Origin of the sequence: Pseudomonas sp. IT-P218 (assembly GCF_949767605.1) — a bacterium.
Lineage (GTDB): Bacteria > Pseudomonadota > Gammaproteobacteria > Pseudomonadales > Pseudomonadaceae > Aquipseudomonas > Aquipseudomonas putida_AE.
This window is the reverse complement of record NZ_CATKQQ010000077.1, coordinates 82,408-99,843: the sequence shown is the minus strand read 5'-3', so window position 1 is coordinate 99,843 and position 17,436 is coordinate 82,408. Positions and strand designations below refer to the sequence as shown.

14 protein-coding genes are annotated in these 17,436 nt (G+C 59.8%); 6 read left to right on the top strand and 8 right to left on the bottom strand.

Annotation, left to right across the window (positions count from 1 at the left end):
* Positions 1 to 42: 42 nt before the first annotated feature.
* The 5 genes from ACM6I6_RS26675 to ACM6I6_RS26655 form a co-directional block, all read right to left on the bottom strand.
* Positions 43 to 543 (bottom strand): CS1 type fimbrial major subunit, encoded by a 501-nt coding sequence (locus tag ACM6I6_RS26675; RefSeq protein WP_406591845.1) that lies wholly within the window; start codon positions 541 to 543, stop codon positions 43 to 45.
* Between the two features lie 4 nt (positions 544 to 547).
* Positions 548 to 1,288 (bottom strand): molecular chaperone, encoded by a 741-nt coding sequence (locus tag ACM6I6_RS26670; RefSeq protein WP_323606921.1) that lies wholly within the window; start codon positions 1,286 to 1,288, stop codon positions 548 to 550.
* Between the two features lie 42 nt (positions 1,289 to 1,330).
* Positions 1,331 to 2,587, bottom strand: a complete 1,257-nt coding sequence (locus tag ACM6I6_RS26665; protein ID WP_274074258.1) for a hypothetical protein — start codon at positions 2,585 to 2,587, stop codon at positions 1,331 to 1,333.
* A 33-nt stretch (positions 2,588 to 2,620) separates the two neighbouring features.
* Positions 2,621 to 5,143 (bottom strand): TcfC E-set like domain-containing protein, encoded by a 2,523-nt coding sequence (locus tag ACM6I6_RS26660; RefSeq protein ID WP_414920935.1) that lies wholly within the window; start codon positions 5,141 to 5,143, stop codon positions 2,621 to 2,623.
* 110 nt (positions 5,144 to 5,253) lie between these two features.
* Positions 5,254 to 5,751, bottom strand: a complete 498-nt coding sequence (locus ACM6I6_RS26655; RefSeq protein ID WP_274074257.1) for a CS1 type fimbrial major subunit — start codon at positions 5,749 to 5,751, stop codon at positions 5,254 to 5,256.
* A gap of 490 nt (positions 5,752 to 6,241) precedes the next feature.
* Here ACM6I6_RS26655 and ACM6I6_RS26650 point away from each other — a divergent pair, with 490 nt between their 5' ends.
* On the top strand, positions 6,242 to 6,817 hold the full coding sequence (locus tag ACM6I6_RS26650; protein WP_274074256.1) for a PadR family transcriptional regulator: 576 nt from the start codon (positions 6,242 to 6,244) through the stop codon (positions 6,815 to 6,817).
* Positions 6,814 to 7,599 carry a siderophore-interacting protein gene (locus tag ACM6I6_RS26645; RefSeq protein ID WP_414920934.1) on the top strand — a complete coding sequence of 262 codons (786 nt, stop codon included), beginning with the start codon at positions 6,814 to 6,816 and terminating at the stop codon, positions 7,597 to 7,599. The genes ACM6I6_RS26650 and ACM6I6_RS26645 overlap by 4 nt, the downstream gene beginning before the upstream one ends.
* A 92-nt stretch (positions 7,600 to 7,691) precedes the next feature.
* On the opposite strand, the gene ACM6I6_RS26640 is transcribed toward ACM6I6_RS26645, so the two are convergent.
* From ACM6I6_RS26640 to ACM6I6_RS26630, 3 genes are all read right to left on the bottom strand, one after another.
* Entirely contained in the window at positions 7,692 to 8,081 is a 390-nt protein-coding gene (locus tag ACM6I6_RS26640; protein WP_414920933.1) for a hypothetical protein, read from the bottom strand.
* Between the two features lie 217 nt (positions 8,082 to 8,298).
* A complete protein-coding gene (locus ACM6I6_RS26635) occupies positions 8,299 to 8,940 on the bottom strand; it encodes a Pr6Pr family membrane protein (protein ID WP_406591850.1) in 642 nt (213 codons plus the stop codon).
* A 19-nt stretch (positions 8,941 to 8,959) separates the two neighbouring features.
* Entirely contained in the window at positions 8,960 to 9,190 is a 231-nt protein-coding gene (locus tag ACM6I6_RS26630) for a VF530 family DNA-binding protein (protein ID WP_414920932.1), read from the bottom strand.
* A gap of 258 nt (positions 9,191 to 9,448) precedes the next feature.
* Between ACM6I6_RS26630 and ACM6I6_RS26625 the strand changes: the two genes are divergently transcribed.
* The 4 genes from ACM6I6_RS26625 to ACM6I6_RS26610 all read left to right on the top strand — a co-directional run bounded on the left by ACM6I6_RS26625 (position 9,449) and on the right by ACM6I6_RS26610 (position 17,403).
* A complete protein-coding gene (locus ACM6I6_RS26625; protein WP_414920931.1) occupies positions 9,449 to 10,816 on the top strand; it encodes a carbohydrate porin in 1,368 nt (455 codons plus the stop codon).
* 227 nt (positions 10,817 to 11,043) lie between these two features.
* On the top strand, positions 11,044 to 13,452 hold the full coding sequence (locus ACM6I6_RS26620; protein WP_414920930.1) for a glucose/quinate/shikimate family membrane-bound PQQ-dependent dehydrogenase: 2,409 nt from the start codon (positions 11,044 to 11,046) through the stop codon (positions 13,450 to 13,452).
* Positions 13,453 to 13,768: 316 nt separating this feature from the next.
* Positions 13,769 to 15,820, top strand: a complete 2,052-nt coding sequence (locus ACM6I6_RS26615) for a putative bifunctional diguanylate cyclase/phosphodiesterase (RefSeq protein WP_274074247.1) — start codon at positions 13,769 to 13,771, stop codon at positions 15,818 to 15,820.
* 227 nt (positions 15,821 to 16,047) lie between these two features.
* Entirely contained in the window at positions 16,048 to 17,403 is a 1,356-nt protein-coding gene (locus tag ACM6I6_RS26610) for an imelysin family protein (RefSeq protein ID WP_274074246.1), read from the top strand.
* Positions 17,404 to 17,436 lie beyond the last annotated feature (33 nt).

Genomic DNA, 17,436 nt, shown 5'->3' with positions numbered 1-17,436 from the left:
CCTTAAAATTCTGTCTCGATAGCACAGGGACAGCTCGGGGGCTCAGGCCCCCGGCATCACTGCATTGAAGATCAAATTGACGCTGCCAAAATAGCTACCGGGTTTGTAGACTCCATCGGCAGGTGGCATGGGCAGGATTTCCAGCAACACCCGTTTACCCGGCGCCGCATCGCTCAGGGAAACCACTTCGCTGCTTTGCAGTTCGCTCAACGCCGTGCCGTTGAACAGCACCTGCAAGCCGATGTCATGGGCCGCGAATCCGTTGGACAAATAGGGCCGACCTTCAAGCCTGGCCTCTATGGCGCCCGCTTCGTTCTTGACGTCGAAATACTTGCGCAAGCCGCCCAGCGTCGAGGCGCTCAGGTTCCAGGGCAGTTGTTGTTCGCGGTGGATCCAGCCGGGGTCAGCGGGAATGACGTAAAACCCCAGGGTCGGAATGGTGACGAACACGTCGAACGTTTGCACTTCCCGGGCCGCAAATGTCGACAGGCTGGCCCACGCAAAGGTCGTAGCAACAAGCACCCGTGAAAGCTTCTTGAACATGGCGTTATCCCTTCACATCAAGTTTTTTGCTGCTCTGGCCTTCCACCAGCGTGAAGTGGTACTGACGACCCGCCTGTTTTTCGAAGGTGAACGTGCGGCCCGCGAGAATGTGGTGTTTGGTGGTGGGTTGGCAGTCTTGTTCGTTCTTGATCGAGCAGTCGCGAAACTCATCGACCACCACGACGGAATTGCCGTTGTTGCGGATTCGATAGTTGCCCGGGTCATTCTCGATGGCACTGTTGAAAACCGTGTCCTTGGGCCGGACAAAAAACACCGCGCCATAACCGGCCAACACGGTGACCCCGGCGGACAATTCCTTTTTATAGTCATCGCGCTCTTCACTGGAGACCGCGAACTCATCCTCTTTCTCGGGCACCACCGGCACGAAACGCACGCGGAAATAGCGCTCTTTGTCACGCTCGCCCATGAACAACAGGCGTGTGCCCTGCATGCCGTTGGCCGGCACGATCAGCCGCGCCGGGCTGGCCATCAGGCCATCGCGGGAATTGCCGTCGGCATGGGTCTTGAGCGGCACTTCCTGGGATGTGCCATCGGCGCTGTAGAGAATCTCGAGGATGTTGACCTTGACGAACGCCGTACTGTCGCCGCCATTGAAAACGCGTTTCAAGAAGGTACTTTTGTCTCCGTCCAGATAGTCATACACGGTGCCGATATTGATGTTCGGGGCGGCCTGGGCCACCTGGGTGAGCAGACAAAAACCAACAGTTGCCAACAGACGTTTCATCGTCCTGTACCTCGTCGAATGGATGTGCAATAACGCAAAGACCTAGACTTCGGAGTCCCAGATAATCGTGACCTGGCCCGAGTAATGCCGCAGTTGTCGCGGCTTGATCATTTCCGCAACTTCGTTCTGGGCAATCTCGAAATGCAGCGTTCCCGGTTTACGGTCCACATAGATGCCTGGTTGGAATAGTTCGGTACCGCTGCCATCCAGCAATAACCTGCGGCGGTTGATGGTTTGCCCGTCAGCGTCGGTCAACCCATGGGGCAGGCTCACGCTGACCAATAGCGGTACCCCATGTCCGGACCGGGGCTCATACAAAGAGCAGGTCTTGCTGTCTTGTGAGTACTGGCATTCCAGGTTCATTTTGAAACGCGAACTGGTGGAAATACTGAATGTCTGGTCGCGGAACAGACGCGTCGGTTTCAGGCCTTGTTGCAACCAGCTCTGCCAGCCATTCTGGGGTTCCAATTCAACGCGGTTACCACCAGGAGGAATCTCAACTTTCAATATGTGTTCAACATCCAGCACAAAGTCGAGCACGATCACGTTGTCTTCGGGCTGCATGATGTCGCCGAGATCAAAATCCTTATGGGGACCTACTTGAAACACGTGCTGGCCGGTGTACTGACCCGCGACCATTTGCAGCGGGTTGGGGGTCGTCAGCTCATAGGTGATGTCGAATGTCAGATAACGAAAGGGCTGTGGGATATTGACGAGCGCACGCTTGGCACACACCCCGGCACCCACCGGGTGTCTCCAGAAGCTGTTGAAACCAATGTCATCGCCCGCCCCGTCAAGACCTGTGCAAGGTGGCCCCGCGTGCATCCAGATTCCGTGTTCCCACACAAAATTGTGCCCGGCCCCATCCGTCAATTCCGGTGCGGGAAGTGGCAGCATGTAGGCGACGCCCATACCTGCAACCCGGAATTTGACAACTTGCGGCGGCGCGGTGGGATGCGTCACAACAATGTCCTGCCAGTCCGAGGGTATGTTGAACATGGCTCCCTGGCGTGGATTCGAATGCAGTCCCTGGATCGTGGCAATCGAATGGGAAGGAATCGGTAATCGGAGGCTGAATAAATTGGCTTCGCGGCATTGCGATGGGTTATCCAGGCAAAATCCGCTGTTCGGGGTTTTGTTGATGAATTCGTTGTACTGCGGGTTTGTCGGATCCGGCCGGAAGGTGGCGCTGATTTGCTGAGTCACCGCCCCCACGGAAGCCGGCAGCAGCATCGCCAAGCTGAAAAAACACGCGGCGCTGCCACCCAACCGCTTCGGTAATACGCGAAAAAACTTCACTGTCCTGCCCCCTTGAAATACGTCCGAGACGGTTTAACCCGCCTCCCCTTCCGCCTGCCCGATACCCGCCAACGTATCCGGCGTGCAGCGCAGATCGCCGATCATCAACACGTTGTTTTCAGTGCGCCCAAGGCTCGGGTCCAGGCGGAACTGGCAGAGCAACTGGTTGCCGTGGCGCACCTCCAGCGTCGGTGAGCCTGCATTCATTTCCATGGAGAAAAACCCGTCCACTTCACTCACGCCGCGACTGGCGTGGTTGATGATGTGGTGGCCCTTGAGCGGATTGCCCTGGGGGTCGATCAAGCGGCCGAGCACGGTGAGGGTTTTCATCACGCGGACCTGGCGATATTCCACGCCACCCTTGTTCAGGTGATAGCTCGAACGGGCGGGCTGGATGGTCGCGGCAGGCACGTGATTGCCCTCGAAATCGAAGCTCACCGAGCTGCTTCTGTAGGCGGTGATCGGCACGAAATTTCGCCCCGGGCGCAGCACCGCGCTGCCGCCACTGAGGTCGTCGGCACGCAGGGCAATGCCCTCGATATCGGACTCCACGTCGATGATCATGCCGGCGCCGTTACGGTGGTACTGGCTGGTCATGACCATTTTCTGTCCGCCAACGGCCACGGTGCTGTCCAGGTTCAGGCCACCGGTGAGGTCGTTGTTGTAGGACGAGCGCTGAATGAAACCGTCGCCGTTGACCAGGTCCGAAGTCATGGTCGCCATGGCGTTCAAACCGATGCCGTAAGTGTCGGTGATGGCCGTCGCCGAAACGCTTTGCAGCAGGTGATCCTGCAAGTCCTTGCGGTAGGTGACCGAGGCATTGTTGTCCCGCCCGCCATCGCGGTCGGTGCGTGAGCCGATGCTGCCGGAGATCTGCTCACCCGGCCCGCCCAAGGCCAGGGTCAGGCTCAAGTCGACGCCACGATTTCTATCGTCACCGGAGCTGTAACTGCCAGGCCGATCGAACAGCGACAGCCGCCAGTTGGCATCGCTGCCGAACAGGCGCGTGCGCTGGGTCCAGCCGAGATCGACGCCGGTGCCTTCGGTGTTGCCTTCACTGTGGGAGACCCGGGCGTTGAGCGAGTTTTTACTGTCGAGCCGATGATTCACCGACAACGAAGAGTTGCTGGTCTGGCCAACAAACACGTTGCGCTGCCGCACCCGCGTACCATCGGGCAAGGTGTCGTAGAGTCGGGTCGTGTCGAGCCAGCTGCGGGTGTGGCTGGCGACGATGCTGCCGCTGCCATAGGACCAGAGCCCCTGCACATCGAGGCCGGTGCCGTAGTCTTCGGTCTGGTAGATGTTGGCAAAGAGATTGGCATTGTTGACGATCGCCCAATCGACCGACGTGCCGTATTGCAACGTGTCGCGCACCTGCCGCCCGCTTAAGCCCAGGATGACCCGCGGGTGCAGCAGGAAGTTGAAGGCCGCGCCGGCGGTCATGTCGCCGTCGTCCTGCTCGTCCCAGTTACTGAGCACCTTGGATTCACGGCCGGCAAACAGGTTGTAGCGCCAGCGCTCGTCGTGATTGCGCCAATTGTTGGGTTTGTAGATCAGCTCCTGTGTGCTGGAGGTGATCTGGCCGTCCTCGATCAGGCGCACTTCCACTTCATAAATGCCGCCGGGTAGCGGCCGGGTATCGAGGGTCTGCAATCCGGCCGGTACGGCCTGGGTATTGATCAACAGACCGTCGCGGTAGATTTCCACCGCCCCCTGGCGATTGGCGGTGACGTAGACCGGATAGACCGCCGGTTTCGGGTTGTTGATGGCCAGGCTGTCGGAGCTGCCATACATGACGCCCACCGCGGTGTCGGGGCTGGTGCCGAAGGTACGCGGTTGGCGGGTCAGGCCTTCGGACGAGGGCGTGAAAAGACCCAGGCGCAGGAAGTTGCCCTCCAGTTCGCGTTGGGTGTACAGCTCGTTGACCGAGTGATAGAGCTGGTTATCCAGGCCACCCAGTCGAGACAACTGAACGTTCAACGCTTGCGTCCAGTTGCCCAGGCTGCTGCTGGCCTCCAGGCCATAACGCCCACCCAGGTCCTGGTTCTGGCCACCGTTGAGGTTCAACTGGTTGCGCACGATCAAGCCGGTACTGCCGCCTTCGGGCAGGCTGTAGTAACGCTGCACCTGGTCGTCGCGCTCGGCGTTTTCGGTCAGGATCGAAACCAGGGAATTTTCCAGGCTGTAGTGCACGGCCAAAAGCTGTTCCGGGCACTTGGCCTGACACCCGCCCAGCGCTATGCCTTGCTTGAGATAGCTCGACCAGGTATCGCGTTCACTGGCCTTGATGGAGCTGTCGCTGACATCAGTGAAGTCAACGAGGGTGATGCGATCGTCGCGCGATAACACGACCATCGCCTCACCGAGAAATTGTTGATCAAGTTCCACGCGCACCGCCAGCGGCACATCAAAGAAGTGCTCTTCAAACTCACTCGGTAAACCTTTGGCTTGCGCCAGCAAACTTCGAGGCGTCTGGCTGTTATCCATGGGCGCAGCCAGGGCGCTTGCACAAAAACACAGGGCAAGCGCCGTCGCGATGGGCGTCATCGGGAACATGAACGGAATTCTCTGAAGATAAATGCATTGAAACCCGATCGACGGACAGAAGTTACCCGTCGACCGGTATTTGTCATCAAACAGGGACAGTGCCCTGGTGAATAACCGTATTACTGGGTGATGCGAGGAATGGCGTCGAAGACCACCACTGGATTGGCGGTGTACAGGCCGGTCTGACCATCGCCCGGTTTGGCCGCCGTAATACGCATCTCGGCACGCATCCCGCCATTGGACTCGGTGTCACCCACCACTTCCTGCGAAGTGCCGGTCAGTGTTACGCCGTTGAAGGTGTAGGTCAGTGGAATGTTTTGCGCTGGATTGCCATTGAACAATGGCTGCGGGCCGCCTTCGACGTAAGCATTCACCGAGCCGTTGGTGTGCTGGATGTCGAACATGCCGGCTACATCGGTCAAGGTACCGGTGCCCAACTGGTACCGCATATTTTCGTCTTTGCCGAAATCCGGGTTCACAGGCTGGGCATGAAACACCTTGCTCGGAATATCAGCGGTGATGTTGATGGAGGTGCGCGCTTCTTCCGCAGCGAACGCCATCGAAGTGCTGAGGGCCAGGAGGGTCATCGGGACGGCGATTGCAAACTTCTTGAACATTGTCGAGTACCTGTGTTTTCAAAGGATTGGTCTGTAGAAAGTTTTGATGATCCGTGCCAACAACCAGAATGATGGCGTTTCGGTTCAACTTTCGACACGGAGAATGATTGACCAATTTCCTAAGAAAGTAAGTACGAAAACTCTGCGCAACATGTAGTAAAAGTGACTCACGCATCGACAGAAAAAGCATTCAAATCAGACAACTACGACATTTACCCATCAGCCATATCCTACACACAGTTTTATCTGAAAATGCATACAGACAAAAACTAAAACAACTTCTGTAAGAACCATACTACTTAGCCAGTAACTAACTACTGACAATAGTTGGAAGCCTGATAATTAGTTTAATTACTCTAAAATAGCCAGCACTCCTTTCTCCCGCCGGACCGACGGGCGCGGCGCACCTACCGACCGCTGGTCAAAAAAGCTTGCACGGGGCATAAGATATATCTTACGTTGTATCTAGACACGACAGGAGAAGGAAAAAATGAGAGACCATCATTCCCCCCACCGCGAACACGGCGACGGTCGCGACGGCTTCGAAAAACGCCCCGGCCGCGAACGCGGCGGTCGCGGACCCCGGGTATTCGCCCCCGGCGACCTGAAATTGCTGTTGCTGGCCCTGATCGCCGAACAGCCCTGCCACGGCTACGACCTGATCCGCCAGATCGAAGGCATGTTCGACGGCGCCTACAGCCCCAGCCCCGGTGTGATCTACCCCACCCTGACCTTTCTGGAAGAAAGCGAAATGATCCAGGGCGATGCCGAAGGCGGGAAGAAACGCTACAGCGTGACCGACGCCGGCCGCCTGTCCCTGAGCGATCAGGCCATCGCCCTCGAAGGCGTGCGGGTGCGCATCGATGTCAGCAAACGCTCACTGCGCGGTCATGATCGCCCGCCGGAAATCCACGAGGCGGTGCATAACCTGCGCCATGCCCTGCAACTGCACCACGGCCGCTGGAGTGCGCAAGAGATCCAGCGCGTCGCCACCCTGCTCAACAACACCGCCAAAGCCATTGTCGACGGCCCAGCCGTTCAGGCTGGCCAGGAGATCGCCGAATGACCGCAGTCGATACCACAACCATTCACCGTGTGATGCACGAGATCAAACGTCGCAAACTTGAAGTCCTGCGCGTCGTCGACCTGACCCCGCGCATGCGCCGCATTACCCTGGGCGGCCCTGAGCTGGCCGGTTTCATCAGTCTCGGCACCGACGATCACGTCAAGCTGCTGTTCCCGCAGAACGCGGCGCAACAGGCGGCACTGGACACCCTGGTACTCGGCGCCGGCAAGGACGACAGCCCAAAGCCGGCCATGCGCGACTACACCCCGCGCCGCTATGACCTGGATGCCCTGGAACTGGATATCGATTTCGTCCTGCACGGCGACGGCCCTGCCTCGACCTGGGCCGAACAAGCCCAACCCGGGCAGTTCCTGCACATCGGCGGGCCACGGGGTTCGATGATCGTGCCGGACATCTTCGACAGCTACCTGCTGATCGGCGACGAGACCGCCCTGCCCGCCATCGCCCGACGCCTTGAAGGCCTGGCGGCCAATCGCAAGGCGCTGGTGATTGTCGAAGTGGAAAACGGCAAGGAACAGCAGGTGTTGGAGAGTGCTGCCGAGGTCAATGTAATCTGGGTGCTGCGCGAAGGCGGCAAGGATCATCTGCTGAGCACCGTGCGCCAGATCCAGGTGCCCGCCGGCAGCCTGTACGCGTGGGTGGCGACCGAGAGCAAAGTGTCGCGGCAGATTCGTCGGGTGTTGCTCGATGAGCATGGGCTGGATGAGCAGTTCGTCAAGGCCGTGGGTTACTGGCGGCTGGATGACAGCGACGAGGAGTGACCGGCTTCAGGGCCCCATCGCCAGCAGGCTGGCTCCCACATGGGATCTGTGTACACCACACCCTAGTGGGAGCCTTGTGGTGCCATGCTGGTTCAAATGATGGTGAGTAAAATCGGGTCTGAATCTGTAGTCAGACTCGATTCTCCTGTTCCCTGATAACGCAATTCCACTATTCGACCCTTGAACCATTGCAACTGCGCCAGGGACAGCTCGACCTCCAGGTCTTGGCTCTGTTGATATTCACCGTCTTCCGGTTCTGCATCTGGCGATGAGGGTACCCACTCGCCTGCGGCGATGTCGGCACCTTTCAATTCGGGGTCTTCAGGATCGCCGATAATGGCATAGACAATGCCTTCGGGATAAAGCTTTGCGATATTGGGGATGCAGAGGCACAGAGGTCCCTTGAACTTTGCGAGCGTAATCGTTGCTTTCAAGGGAGAGCCGCTGACCTTGATATTCAGCGTTGGCGCAGGATTGGCCATGATAAAAGCTCCTTGTAGTTTAGCCAGGTGCCGGCTTCTGCCGTGCACCCGATGGCTTCAGGGGAGACTTATCCGCTGCGGGCTTGTTGGGGGAAACTGTTAGAAATAACAGTTCCGACCAGTGGCCCTATCGCCAGCAGGCTGGCTCCCACATGGGATCTTGTATACATCACACTTGTGGGAGCCAGCCCTGCTGGCGATGGCGATGTTACCTACACTACAAATCCAGGACTTTGACACGACGCCCCAGCCACCGATCCCAGCCGATCACCATTAACGCAATCAAGACAAACCCCACCAGCAATCCCCCGGCATTGATGAACACCTGTGGATAACCCAGTTTCTCGACATCAATGAATGGGTAGGGATAAACCGCCAGCACATGCCCACGCAGCAGCGAATAGGCGAAGTAGGCCAGCGGATAGATCACCCACAATCCGATGTGTCCCACCCGCAGCCTGCCCTTGGGCACGCAACGCCACCAATACACCAGGAACAGCAGCGGCATCACGTCATGCAGCAACTCATCGGCCAGCCATTGCCAGCCTTCTGGATGCCATAGATGACGCAGCAACAGGTTGTAGGCCAGGCTGACCACAACGATGCTCACGGCAATGCCACTACTGACCCACGGCTGCAGGAACCAGCGACGCGCCGCCGATTCGCGGGACGTCGCTGCACAGGTCAGCACGGTCGCCACCAGGGTGTTGCTCAGTACGGTGAAATAGCTGAAGAAACTCACCAGGCCGCCGAGCAGACTGGCGCCGAAATTCCAGCGCGCAAAAAAAATCAGGTACAGCTGGATACTCAGGCCGGCCCAGCCCAGCACGGCCGCCAGTGTAATCAAGCGTCGCTGCATACCCTGCGCGGGCGGCATGTCAAACCGGACGCTTGGTGCGCATCAGTTTCACGTATAGACGTTCGACTTTCTCCCGCGCCCACGGGGTCTTGCGCAGGAACGTCAGGCTCGACTTGATGCTCGGATCGCTCTTGAAGCAACGGATATCGATGCGCTCGGCCAGCCCCGACCACTCGTAGTGTTCAACCAGCGCGTTGAGGATCTGTTCAAGTGTCACGCCGTGCAGCGGATCGGGGTTGTGTGCGTTCATGCCAGGCCTTCGAGCAGAGTGGGAATTGGAAGCCGCGCACCTTACGTTAAATGTAGGTGAAACGGAAAAGATCGCAGCCTGCGGCAGCTCCTGCAGGACTGTTACCAAATCTGAAAGGATGCATGTCGGTAAAAGCGCTTTCTCTATTTGTAACAGAACATTATCCTTACGCCCGCCCAAGCTGAAACGCTTCTGCCGTCAGCTTTGCTTCTGTCGTTTACGTTCATCCCCCAGAAAAAGATCAAGAATTCCTTCTCTATGCCTGAATTACGATTCTCGAAAGACAGCGCTGTCTTTGCGCATGTCGCATGCCTGCTCACAGGCCTCGGCGCTTTCAGCCTCGCCACTTGCGCCCAGGCGGCGCCCGCCTTCGACAGCGACTCCCCGTGGATGCTCGGTGACTGGAACGGCACCCGCAGTGAACTCTCGGCAAAGGGCTACGATTTCAAGATCGACTACACCGGCGAAATGGGCAGCAACCTGCATGGCGGCTACGATCACGATCGCACCGCTCGCTACAGCGATCAGTTCGCCCTGGGCACTCACCTGGACCTGCAGAAAATCCTCGGCTGGGACGACGCCGAGTTCCAGCTGACCATCACCAAGCGCAGCGGCAACAACATCAGCAACGACCGGATCAACGACCCTCGGGTCGGCGGCTTCACCTCGGCCCAGGAAGTCTGGGGCCGTGGCCAGACCACGCGTCTCACCCAGATGTGGTACCAGCAGAAATTCCTCGACCAGAAACTCGACATCAAGGTCGGCCGTTTCGGCGAGGGCGAAGATTTCAACAGCTTTCCCTGCGACTTCCAGAACCTGGCGTTCTGCGGCTCCCAGGTCGGCAACTGGGTGGGCGACATCTGGTACAACTGGCCCGTCAGCCAGTGGGCGATGCGGGTCAAGTTTCACCTGACACCCGAGTTGTACGCGCAGGTCGGCGCCTATGAGCAAAACCCGTCGAACCTCGATCGCGACAACGGCTTCAAGCTCAGTGGCAGCGGCACCCAAGGGGCCATCCTGCCGGTGGAACTGGTGTGGACGCCGAAGCTCAATGGCCTGCCAGGTGAATACCGTGCCGGCTATTACTACAGCAACGCCAACGCCACCGATGTCTACAAGGACAGCCACGGCCAGCCTGCCGCCCTGAGTGGCGAGGCTTACCGCAGCGCGTCAAGCAAGCACGGCGTGTGGCTGGGCATCCAGCAGCAAGTCACCAGCATCGCCAGCGACCATTCCCGCGGCCTGAGCCTGTTCGCCAACGGCACGATGCACGACAAGAAAACCAACGCCATCGACAACTATGTCCAGGCCGGCCTCGTCTACAAAGGCCTGATCGATGCCCGCGCCCGGGATGACATCGGCTTTGCCATGGCCCGCGTGCATGTCAACCCGGCGTATCGCAAGAATGCCGAGGCGAGCAATCAGGCCAAGGCTGTCTTCGACTACGACGACCCGGCCTTCCTGCCGCCGCAGGACACCGAATACAGCGCCGAGCTCTATTACGGCGTGCACGTCACGAACTGGCTGACCGTGCGCCCGAACCTGCAATACATCCGCCACCCCGGTGGCGTGAACGAGGTCGATGACGCGCTGATTGGCGGGATCAAGATCCAGTCGTCCTTCTAACCAACACCACAAAACCCCTTGTAGGAGCGAGCTCGCTCGCGATGGTCGTGAACGATAACGCAGCGAAAACCTGACACCCCGCATCGTTCTCAGGTTTTTCGCGAGCAAGCTCGCTCCTACAGGGGATTGCGTGAACCCGATAGATATATCTGAACCATGCCCACGCGGGATCGTCATCTACAGTGAACCTGCGCGGGACCACTTGAAACGTCACGGAGAACCACACTATGAGCACTGAGGGTGCTTTGAGTCGAAGCCGTCTATTGCCGACCTTGCTCGGCATACTGCTTCTGGTAATGGGCCTGGCCATGCTGGCCGGCGGGATCAAGCTGAGCATGCTCGGCGGTTCGCTGTACTACCTGCTGGCCGGTATCGGCCTGGCGCTGACCGGCATCCTGCTGATCGCCGCGCGCCGCGCCGCGCTGGGCCTGTACGCACTGGTGCTGTTCGCCAGCACCGTCTGGGCACTGTGGGAAGTCGGCCTCGACTGGTGGCAGCTGGTGCCGCGCCTGGCAATGCTGTTCGCCCTGGGCCTGGTCATGTTGCTGCCGTGGTTCCGCCGTCCACTGCTGCGTAATGGCGCCGCCCCCATGGGCACCGGCGCCCTGAGCGTGGCCGTGGTGATCGCGGGCGCAACCGCCCTGGCCAGCCAGTTCACCAACCCGGATGAAATCAAGGGTCAGCTGGATCGCGACAGCGTGCCGGGCATGACCAACACCGCCCCGGCCATGCCTGACGGTGACTGGAACTCTTATGGCCGCAGCGCCCATGGCGACCGTTACTCGCCGCTGGCGCAGATCACCCCGCAGAACGTCAACAAGCTGGTACCGGCCTGGACCTACCGCACCGGCGACCTGCCAGGGCCGAACGACCCGGGTGAAACCACCGCCGAAAACACCCCGCTGAAAGTCAACGGCATGCTCTACGTGTGCACGCCGCACAGCCAGGTGATCGCGCTGGACCCGGACACCGGCAAGGAAATCTGGCGATTCGATCCGAAGCTGTCGACGCAGAACGCGGCGAACTTCAAGGGTTGGGCGCACATGACCTGCCGTGGCGTGACCTATCACGATGACGCGGTGTATGCCTCCGAGCAGAGCCCGACCGGTTCGGCCAGCCCGGCCCCGGCCAGCGCTTGCCCGCGCAAGATCTTCCTGCCGACCGCCGACACCCGCCTGATCGCCCTGAACGCCGACACCGGCAAGATGTGCGAAGACTTTGGCGACAAGGGCCAGGTCGACCTGCGCGCCAACATCGGCGGCTTCACCGCCGGCGGTTACTACTCCACCTCGCCTCCCGCGGTCACCAAGGACCTGGTGGTGATTGGCGGCCACGTCACCGACAACGTCTCCACCGACGAGCCGAGCGGCGTGATCCGCGCGTTCGACGTGCACACCGGCAAACTGGTGTGGAACTGGGACAGCGGCAACCCCGACGACACCACCCCGATTGCCGAGGGCAAGACCTACACCCGCAACTCGCCAAACATGTGGTCGATGTTCGCGGTCGATGAAAAACTCGGCATGCTCTACCTGCCGATGGGCAACCAGACCCCGGACCAGTTCGGCGGCGCGCGTACCCCCGAATCGGAATTGCACGCGGCCGGCCTGACCGCCCTGGACATCGCCACCGGTAAAGTGCGCTGGCACTTCCAGTTCACCCACCATGACCTGTGGGACATGGACGTCGGCGGCCAGCCAACCCTGATGGACCTGAAAACCGCTGACGGCGTGAAGCAGGCCGTTTTGACGTCGACCAAGCAAGGCAGCATCTACGTGCTGGACCGCAGCACCGGCCAGGCCATCGTGCCGATCAACGAAGTGCCGGTGCCGCAAGGCGCGGTGGAAGGCGACCACACCTCGCCGACCCAACCGAAATCCGACCTCAACCTGATGCCACCGCCGCTGCAGGAGCGCGACATGTGGGGCGTCACGCCGTTCGACCAACTGATCTGCCGGATCGACTTCAAATCCATGCGCTACGACGGCCCGTTCACACCGCCATCGCTGCAGGGTTCGATCGTCTATCCCGGTAACTTCGGCGTGTTCGACTGGGGCGGAATCTCGGTTGACCCGGTGCGTCAGATCGCATTCGTGAACCCGAGCTACATGGCGTTCAAATCGAAGATGATCCCGGCCGCCGAAATCGCCGCCCAGGGCCCGCGCAAAAGCGAAACCGAAGGCGTGCAACCCAACAAGGGCGCGCCGTACGGCGTGGTGCTCGAAGCCTTGCTGTCGCCAATGGGCCTGCCGTGCCAGGCGCCGGCGTGGGGCTACGTGGCCGCGATCGACCTGACCACCCATGAAAAGATCTGGATGCACAAGAACGGTACCGTGCGCGACAGCTCGCCGGTTCCGATTCCCCTGAGCATGGGCGTACCGAGCCTGGGCGGCACCTTCACCACCGCCGGTGGTGTCGGTTTCCTCAGCGGTACCCTCGACCAGTACCTGCGAGCCTATGACGTGAAAAACGGCAAGCAATTGTGGGAAGGTCGCCTGCCGGCAGGCGCGCAAACCACGCCGATGACCTACACCGGCAAGGACGGCAAGCAATACGTGCTGGTCGTGGCTGGCGGTCACGGTTCGCTGGGCACCAAACAGGGTGACTATGTGATTGCGTACAAACTGTCGGAATAAGCGACAACCGTAGTTAAAGCCAGGGCGACTCTCGCAAGAGGGTCGCCTTTTTTGTGCCCTGAAACCGGCACTCGGCCCCTTGCCTCAGCGCCACAGCCGTCTAACATCAAACAAAAGGAAATTTTGTCCCAATCCCCTCAAGTTGAAGGACTCGACTACCGACACAGTACTCATTGGGCAATCGCCCCAGACAACAGCAAATCGGCCAAGCAGCAGGCAAATTCCCCCAGGGTGGATTGTCCCTTTGACTGCCATCACGGGATTGCCAATACTCATGGCAACTTGACGCTACCCGCACGGAACAAGGAATAACCCTTTGAAGCTGGAACTCAAGAACAGCTTGTCGGTGAAGTTGCTCCGGGTCGTGCTCCTGTCGGCATTGATCGTCGGCGTGGTCTTGAGCTGCGCGCAGATTGTTTTCGATGCCTATAAAACACGCCAGGCCGTCGCCGGCGATGCCGAACGCATCCTCGACATGTTCCGCGACCCTTCGACCCAGGCCGTCTACAGCCTGGACCGGGAAATGGGCATGCAGGTGATCGAAGGCCTGTTCCAGGACGATGCCGTGCGTCAGGCGTCCATCGGCCATCCCAACGAAGCCATGCTGGCGCAGAAATCCCGTGAGCTGCAGCACTCCAGCAGTCGCTGGCTGACCGACCTGATCCTCGGCAAGGAACGCACCTTCACCACCCAGTTGGTGGGACGCGGCCCTTACAGCGAGTACTACGGCGACCTGAGCATCACCCTCGACACCGCCACCTACGGCAAGGGTTTTATCGTCAGTTCGGTGATCATCTTCATTTCCGGGGTATTGCGTGCCCTGGCGATGGGACTGGTGCTGTACCTGGTCTATCACTGGCTGTTGACCAAACCTTTGTCGCGCATCATCGAGCACCTGACCGAAATCAATCCCGACCGCCCCAGCGAGCACAAGATTCCTTTGCTCAAGGGCCACGAGAAAAACGAACTGGGGGTGTGGATCAACACCGCCAACCAGTTGCTCGAATCCATCGAGCGCAACACCCACCTGCGCCACGAAGCGGAAAACAGCCTGCTGCGCATGGCCCAGTACGATTTCCTCACTGGCCTGCCGAACCGCCAGCAATTGCAGACGCAGCTGGACAAGATCCTGGTCGATGCCGGCAAGCTGCAACGCCGGGTCGCGGTGCTGTGTGTCGGGCTCGATGACTTCAAGGGCATCAACGAACAGTTCAGCTACCAGACCGGCGACCAGTTGCTGCTGGCCCTGGCCGATCGCCTGCGCGCCCACAGCGGACGCCTGGGCGCCCTCGCCCGCCTGGGTGGCGACCAGTTCGCCCTGGTCCAGGCCGATATCGAGCAACCCTACGAAGCCGCCGAACTGGCGCAAAGCATTCTCGATGACCTGGAAGCGGCGTTTGACCTGGATCACCAGCAGATCCGCCTGCGCGCGACCATTGGCATCACCCTGTTCCCCGAGGATGGCGACAGCACCGAGAAGCTGCTGCAAAAAGCCGAGCAGACCATGACCCTGGCCAAGACGCGCTCGCGCAACCGCTATCAGTTCTATATCGCCAGCGTCGACACCGAAATGCGTCGGCGTCGCGAACTGGAAAAAGACCTGCGCGATGCACTGACCCGCGACCAGTTCTACCTGGTCTACCAACCGCAGATCAGTTATCGCGATCACCGGGTGGTCGGCGTCGAAGCGTTGATCCGCTGGCAGCATCCGGAGCACGGGATGGTACCTCCGGACCTGTTCATCCCGCTGGCCGAGCAGAACGGCACTATCATCGCCATCGGCGAGTGGGTGCTGGACCAGGCCTGTAAACAGTTGCGCGAGTGGCACGACCAGGGCTTCAGCGACCTGCGCATGGCGGTCAACCTGTCCACAGTGCAGTTGCACCACGCCGAGTTGCCACGGGTGGTCAACAACCTGCTGCAAATGTATCGCCTGCCACCGCGCAGCCTGGAGTTGGAGGTCACCGAGACCGGCCTGATGGAAGACATCAGCACCGCCGCCCAGCATTTGCTCAGCCTGCGCCGCTCCGGCGCGCTGATCGCGATCGACGACTTCGGTACCGGTTATTCGTCACTGAGTTACCTGAAAAGCCTGCCGCTGGACAAGATCAAGATCGACAAGAGCTTCGTCCAGGACCTGCTCGATGACGACGACGACGCGACCATCGTTCGCGCCATCATTCAACTGGGCAAGAGCCTGGGCATGCAGGTGATTGCCGAAGGCGTGGAAACCCTGGAGCAGGAGGCCTACATCATCTCCGAGGGCTGCCACGAGGGGCAGGGCTACTTCTACAGCAAACCCCTGCCGGCGCGGGAGTTGAGCGCTTACCTGAGGCAGGCCCAGCGTAGCAACGCGGCCATCTTGTAATCCCTATGTGGGAGCGAGCTTGCTCGCGATGGACGTTAACGATAACGCGTGCTGTCTTAATAAACGCGGCGCCCTGACGTTCATCGCGAGCAAGCTCGCTCCCACAAGGTGAATAAGAAATATTTCCAACCACAACCCTTTACACATAATGCGAAAGATTTGCATTATGTCGCAGTTTTGCGCGCTGGACGCGTTATACCACCCCCTCTCGAAGCAGGATGTTCGCCATGATTCGTATGCCTCTGGCTACCGCCAGTCTGTTGGCCATCGCAATTTCCCTCGCCGGTTGCGGTGAAGGTAAAGACAAAGAAAAAGCGGCCGCTCCTGCGCCAGCGGCCAGCACCGCTGCTGCCCCGGCCGCTCCAGCCGCTGCACCTGCCGCTGCCAGCAAGGTCGACGAAGCCGCTGCCAAGGCCGTTGTCGCACATTACGCCGACATCGTGTTCGCCGTTTACAGCGATGCCGAATCCACTGCGAAAACCCTGCAAACCGCCGTTGACGCTTTCCTGGCCAAGCCGAACGCCGACACCCTGAAAGCCGCCAAGGCTGCCTGGATCGCCGCCCGCGTTCCTTACCTGCAGAGCGAAGTGTTCCGCTTCGGCAACACCATCATCGACGACTGGGAAGGTCAGGTGAACGCCTGGCCACTGGACGAAGGCCTGATCGACTACGTCGACAAATCCTACGAGCACGCACTGGGTAACCCTGGCGCCACGGCCAACATCATTGCCAACACTGAAATCCAGGTCGGCGAAGACAAGGTCGACGTGAAGGACATCACCCCGGAAAAACTCGCCAGCCTGAACGAGCTGGGCGGTTCCGAGGCCAACGTCGCCACTGGCTATCACGCCATCGAATTCCTGCTCTGGGGCCAGGACCTGAACGGCACCGGCCCTGGCGCCGGCAACCGTCCAGCTTCGGACTACCTGGAAGGCAAAGGCGCCACCGGCGGTCACAACGATCGTCGCCGCGCCTACCTGAAATCCGTGACGCAATTGCTGGTCAGCGACCTGGAAGAAATGGTCGGTAACTGGAAGCCGAACGTGGCCGACAACTACCGCGCCACCCTGGAAGCGGAACCGGCTGAAAGCGGCCTGCGCAAAATGTTGTTCGGCATGGGCAGCCTGTCCCTGGGCGAACTGGCGGGCGAGCGCATGAAGGTTTCCCTGGAAGCCAACTCCCCGGAAGACGAACACGACTGCTTCAGCGACAACACCCACAACTCGCAGTTCTACGATGCCAAAGGCATCCGTAACGTGTACCTGGGCGAATACACCCGCGTCGATGGCACCAAAATGACCGGCGCCAGCCTGTCGTCCCTGGTGGCCAAGGCCGACCCGGCTGCCGACACCGCGCTCAAGGCCGACCTGGCCGCCACCGAAGCCAAGATGCAGGTCATCGTCGATCACGCCAACAAGGGTGAGCACTACGACCAGCTGATCGCTGCCGGCAACACCGCCGGCAACCAGATAGTCCGTGACGCCATCGCCTCACTGGTCAAGCAGACCGGTTCGATCGAAGCCGCCGCCGGCAAACTGGGGATCAGCGACCTGAACCCGGACAACGCTGATCACGAGTTCTGATCAACGCAGGCCAGCCTGTGCATAAAAATGCCC